The organism is Williamsia sp., assembly GCF_016462415.1.
Taxonomy (GTDB): Bacteria; Actinomycetota; Actinomycetes; order Mycobacteriales; family Mycobacteriaceae; genus Williamsia_A.
This window is the reverse complement of the sequence record NZ_JAEMTF010000164.1, coordinates 1-5,447: the sequence shown is the minus strand read 5'-3', so window position 1 is coordinate 5,447 and position 5,447 is coordinate 1. Positions and strand designations below refer to the sequence as shown.

Here is a 5,447-nt window from a genome sequence, read left to right as displayed (position 1 = left end):
AACCGTTGACCTTTTCCTTACCATGGAAACGCTCTACCGACTGAGCTAAGGGGGCGGGACCCGGAGCATCTTGCGACGCCCCGAGAGCCTTAACGAGGTTACACAGCCGCCCGCGCAGTCGCCAAATCGCTGGGATCCGACGCCGTCGAGACGGTGCTTGCCTCTGTATTCAGGCAGCTCACAAGGGATTCGAAGGTGAATTCGAGGATCCCAGGTGAGGTGGTGGCACGTGTAGGATTCGAACCTACGTAGCTTGCGCGACGGATTTACAGTCCGCTCCCATTGGCCGCTCGGGCAACGTGCCGCGCTGCGTTCCCCGCCGTGAGACACCGCGGAGGCAACGCCGAGAAGACTACAACGCAGTGGCCCCAGTTGCGAAAACCGCATGTCGTGACGCCCCCTCCGACGGGCGTTCGCATCGTTGGTGGCTGTTCGCATCACCGATGCACGGTGCGAACGGCACTCGGTGTTGCGAACCGATCAGTTCCGCGCCCGCTCGATCGCTCGGCGTATCCGTTCGATGACCATGTCCGGCCGGTGGAGCAGTTCGTGCCAGGTCCATCGGACGACGACGTAGCCCAGGTCCTGGAGTTCCTGCGCCCGGAACTTCTCCTCGTCGAGAACCTCGCGGAGGCTCTTGTCGGAGTACTGACCGAAGTACTTGCCCATGCCGTCGCACTCCCCCACCACGCCGAACTCCTCCCAGAAGAAGTCCACACGGGCGATGAGGCGGCCGCAGTCGTCGACGATCTCGCGCTGCAGGTCCGGTGTCGGCAGACAGGACCCGACGATCGCCAGGCGGCTGAGGGATTCCAACGGGCTCTCTGCACGGCGGTCGACACCCGCGATCAATCTGCGCGCTCGCGCACAACCGTCGACCGCACCCATACCGTTCAGCACGCTTCGCAGATCCTCGGCGTCACAGAGTTTCCGGTGCAGAGCGGCGTCGGCCGTGACGGTCGCAGTACGGACGGACTCCGAGCGCGCGAGGTCGACAACGGTTCGGGCGACCGATGTCGACCTCACTCCACGGACCACGATCACGTCCTCCTCGGCGATGTTCCGGTGCACCACGGTCACAGCGGTCGTCCTCGACCCGGAGCCCGTCCCACCCGGCCTGGCGAGATGGACGCGCGACAGCGCAGCACCTCCCACCGGCAGGTCGAGGTTGACCGCCGCGCTGACCCGCGCCAGCGCGTCGCGCCCTCCGCGATCGGCGATCACCGCCCGTGCCAGCGCCAGGTGCTGGTTCTCCGGGAAGACCCCCACCTCCCCGGCGGGCAGGTAGTAGCCCGGGGCGAGCGACACCAGTTCCCGCGACCGGATCGCCACCTCGATCGCAGTGCGCGTCATCCCGGCCTCCATGAGGCGTCGTCGTGTCGTGGCCGTCACGGGTGCGGAGAGCATCATCGGTCCACCATGGCGTCGAGACGGATCCGCTCAACTGCAGCATTCGGGCTCTGGGCCCGGTTGTCCCCAGCTGGCCACGTGTCCCCAGCCCTCGACGTTCGCATCGCGGCGGGTCGTTCGCACCCTGCATGCGCGGCGCGAACGACCCTCGACGGTGCGAACGCCACCGTCGAGGCCCACGTCGCTACCCTGAGCGCATGGCAGATTCATCATTCGACGTGGTCAGCAAGATCGATCGGCAAGAGGTCGACAACGCCCTGAACCAGGCCGCGAAGGAACTCTCGCAGCGCTACGACTTCCGGGGCACCAACACCAAGATCGACTGGTCCGGCGACGAGACCATCGTGATCACCTCCGACACCGAGGAACGCACCGAGGCGGCTCTCGAGGTGTTCAAGGAGAAGCTCATCCGTCGCGACATCTCGCTCAAGGCGTTCGACGCGGGCGAGCCGGCGTCGTCGGGCAAGGGCTACCGCCTGTCCGGCACCCTCGTCCAGGGCATCGACTCGGAGAAGGCCAAGAAGATCACCAAGGCCATCCGCGACGAGGGCCCCAAGGGCGTCAAGGCGCTCATCCAGGGTGACGAGCTGCGGGTGTCGAGCAAGAAGCGCGACGACCTCCAGGAGATCATCGCGCTTCTCAAGGGCAAGGACTTCGAGATCGCCCTGCAGTTCGTGAACTACCGGTAGGAGCTCAGCGGGGTCCGCGGGCCATCGCCTCGAGACGGGCGATGCGGTCCTCCATCGGCGGGTGCGTGGCGAACATCCGGCCGATGCGCTCGCCGCCGCGGAACGGGTTGGCGATCATCAGGTGCGACTGCGCGGCCAGGTCGGTCTGCGGGGGCAGTGGCTTGGCCTCGACCCCACCGGAGATCTTGCGCAGCGCCGACGCCAGCGCCAGCGGGTCGCCGGTCAGCTCCGCACCCGATGCGTCGGCCTGGTACTCCCGCGACCGCGACACCGCCAGCTTGACCACGGTCGCCGCGATCGGACCGAGCAGCGAGATCAGGAGCAGCGCAAAGGGATTGGCGCCGCCCTCGCGGTTGCCGCCGAACATCCCGGCGAACATCGCGAAGTTGGCCAGACCGGTGACGACCGCCGCCATGGCGCCGGCGATCGACGAGATCAGGATGTCGCGGTTGTAGACGTGGCTCAGCTCGTGGCCGAGCACCGCGCGCAGTTCACGTTCGTCGAGGATCTGCAGGATCCCCTGCGTGCAGCACACCGCCGCGTTCTTCGGATTGCGTCCGGTGGCGAAGGCGTTCGGCGCCTCGGTGGGGCTGATGTACAGCGCGGGCATGGGCTGACGCGCGTTGGTCGCGAGCTCACGGACGATGCGGTAGATCATCGGCGCCTGGACCTCGGTGACCGGCTGCGCGTGCATCGCCTTGAGCGCCATCTTCGCGCTGTTGAAGTAGACGTAGGCGTTCATCCCGACCGCGAAGACCACCGCGACCAGCAGGATCGCCGGGCTCTGGAAGGCGGCGCCGATGCCGACGATGATCGCCGACATGAACCCGAGCAGCAGTACGGTCTTCAGTCCATTCGCGTGGCCGTGCATTGCGGTCGCTCTCCTCGGTGCTCGGTGACAACGGAGATCTCTGTCTCCGCCCCCTCAACGAGCGACCGGGCGGCAAAGTTTCCGTTGCCGAGGAACGGGTGCGGTCAGCCGATCCGCTCGACGGTGTAGCTGACCAGCGACGTCAACGCCTTCTTGGCCTCGTTGTCGGGCAGCTGCGCGAGCTCGGAGTAGGCCCGCTCGGCGTAGCCGGCCAGCGTCTCGCGGGCGCGGACCATCCCGGCCGAGGCGTTGAGCAGACCGAGCGCCTCGGCGACCTCGGCATCGTCGGTGAGCGGCAACCGCTCGCCGGAGGCCGAGAGCAGCAGTTCACGCAGCCGATCGGCGTCGGGCCCCTGCTCGGTGAGCGCGTAGAGGACGGGCAGCGTGTGCACACCCTCGCGGAGGTCGGTGCCCGGGTTCTTTCCCGAGTCGCCCGGCTGCGAGCTGATGTCGATGATGTCGTCGGACACCTGGAACGCGGTGCCGATGGCGTCGCCGAGGCGCGAGAGCCGCTCGATGTCGTCGGCGGTGGCACCCGAGGTCATACCGCCGAAGCGACCGGCGGCGGCGATCAGCGACGCCGTCTTCTCCCAGACGACGCGCAGGTAGTGGTCCACCGGGTCGGTGCCCGACGGGTTGCCGATGGTCTCGCGCATCTGGCCGGTGACCAGCTCGGCGAAGGTGTCGGCGATGATCAGCACCGATTCGGGGCCCAAAGTCGAGACCAGGCGGGACGCGCGTGCGAAGAGGAAGTCGCCGGCCAGGATGGCGACGCTGTTGCTCCACCGCGCGTTGGCGCTGACCGCACCGCGGCGTAGCTCGGCCTCGTCCATGACGTCGTCGTGGTAGAGCGTGGCGAGGTGGATCAGCTCGACGACGGTCGACGCGGTGATGACCTCGGAGGCGTGCGGGTTCGGGCCGAACTGCGAGGCGAGCAGGGCGAACACGGGCCGGAAACGCTTGCCGCCCGCCTTGGCGAGATGGGTGGCCGCCTCGGTGAGGAAGTCCTCGCCCGAGGACAGCTCGGCGAGCAGCAGCTCCTCGACCTTGGCCAGCGAGTCACCGATGCCGGACGAGAACTCGTCCGAGCCCATGTCGATGCCCATGAACGTGGTCTTCACGGTTTCCAACCACTCCATCTACTCGCTGCCGGCGCGTCCGCGGCGGCAACTCATTCGGATCACACGTCGGGGCCGGAAGGCCCCACTACGACCGAGCGTAATCGTTGCCCTCGGAGTTCGGCGATAATGGCCCTGTGACCTCTGACCGTTCTGTCCCCACCCACGCCGATGTCCTCGTCGTCGGCGCGGGTCCGGGCGGTTCGGCCGCCGCCGCGCACGCGGCCGCCGCGGGTCGGGAGGTCGTCCTGCTCGACGACGCGGTGTTCCCCCGCGACAAGACCTGCGGCGACGGCCTGACACCGCGTGCGGTGGCCGAGATGGACCGACTCGGTCTAGGAGAGTTCCTCTCGACGCGTCCCCGGATCGTCGGGCTGTCGATGCGTGGATGGGGTGCCAGCCAGGAGATCCGTTGGCCCTCAGGTCGATTCCCCACCTATGGCAGCGCGGTCGCGCGCACCGAACTCGACGACCGCATCCGACACGTCGCGCTGGATCGCGGGGCGGTCATGGTGCAGGGCACCAAGGCGGTCGGTGTCGAGATGCGCGACGGCGCCGTGCATTCCGTGGTCGTCGAGGGTCCGCAGGGCCGCTCCGACATCCGCGTGCGCCAGCTGATCATCGCCGACGGGGTGCGCTCGACCCTGGGACGCGAACTGGGCCGGGAGTGGCACCGCGACACCGCCTACGGCGTCGCGGCACGTGCGTACGCGACGTCGGCGCGCGCCGACGACACCTGGATGGGATCGGACCTCGAACTCCGCGACGGCGCAGGCGAATTGCTCCCCGGGTACGGCTGGGTGTTCCCCCTGGGCGCGCAGAGCGGACTGGTCAACATCGGTGTCGGCGCACTGGCCACCGGCAAGCGCCCGGCGCACATGGCGCTGCGTCCGATCGTCGACCACTACAACAATTCCCAACGCGATCGGTGGCAGATCACCGGCGATCCGATGCGCGTCACCTCGGCGCTGCTGCCGATGGGTGGCGCGGTCTCCGGGGTCGCCGGACGCAACTGGATGCTCATCGGCGACGCCGCGGCGTGCGTGAACCCACTCAACGGCGAGGGCATCGACTACGCCCTGGAAACCGGACGGATGGCCGTCGAACGACTCGATGAGACCGATCACACGTCGGCGTGGCCTGCCGTGCTCACCGAGCACTACGGGACCGCGTTCTCCGCCGCTCGCCGACTGGCCGGTGTGCTGACGTTCCCGCAGGCGGTTCCGGTGCTCGGCCGACCCGGTATCCGCTCGGCGGCGTTGATGTCGATGGTCGTACGGGTGATGGGCAACCTGATCACCCCGGAGGACGGGGATCTGCTCGCGCGGGCCTGGCGACTGGCCGGTTCGGCGTCGGTCC

General features: G+C 68.1%; 5 protein-coding genes and 1 tRNA gene. 2 read left to right on the top strand and 4 right to left on the bottom strand.

What is annotated here, in order from left to right; translation table 11 throughout:
• Positions 1-220: 220 nt before the first annotated feature.
• Both JHC79_RS22405 and JHC79_RS22400 read right to left on the bottom strand, forming a co-directional pair.
• Positions 221-304 (bottom strand) — tRNA-Tyr (locus JHC79_RS22405).
• A 176-nt stretch (positions 305-480) separates the two neighbouring features.
• Positions 481-1,353, bottom strand: coding sequence for a hypothetical protein (locus JHC79_RS22400; RefSeq protein ID WP_296395050.1), 873 nt, complete (start codon positions 1,351-1,353; stop codon positions 481-483).
• A gap of 254 nt (positions 1,354-1,607) precedes the next feature.
• On the opposite strand from JHC79_RS22400, the gene JHC79_RS22395 reads away from it, so the two are divergent.
• Positions 1,608-2,099: a YajQ family cyclic di-GMP-binding protein gene (locus JHC79_RS22395; protein ID WP_188489029.1), complete on the top strand. Its 492-nt coding sequence runs from the start codon at positions 1,608-1,610 to the stop codon at positions 2,097-2,099.
• Positions 2,100-2,103: 4 nt separating this feature from the next.
• Here the strand turns inward: JHC79_RS22395 and htpX are convergent, their stop codons facing one another.
• Together htpX and JHC79_RS22385 are read right to left on the bottom strand one after the other, a co-directional pair.
• Positions 2,104-2,970, bottom strand: a complete 867-nt coding sequence (gene htpX / locus JHC79_RS22390) for a zinc metalloprotease HtpX (protein WP_296395048.1) — start codon at positions 2,968-2,970, stop codon at positions 2,104-2,106.
• Between the two features lie 104 nt (positions 2,971-3,074).
• Positions 3,075-4,091 (bottom strand): polyprenyl synthetase family protein, encoded by a 1,017-nt coding sequence (locus tag JHC79_RS22385; protein WP_296395052.1) that lies wholly within the window; start codon positions 4,089-4,091, stop codon positions 3,075-3,077.
• Positions 4,092-4,225: 134 nt separating this feature from the next.
• Between JHC79_RS22385 and JHC79_RS22380 the strand changes: the two genes are divergently transcribed.
• Positions 4,226-5,447 (top strand): geranylgeranyl reductase family protein (locus tag JHC79_RS22380; RefSeq protein ID WP_296395046.1); only part of this gene is annotated, 1,222 nt, incomplete at its 3' end.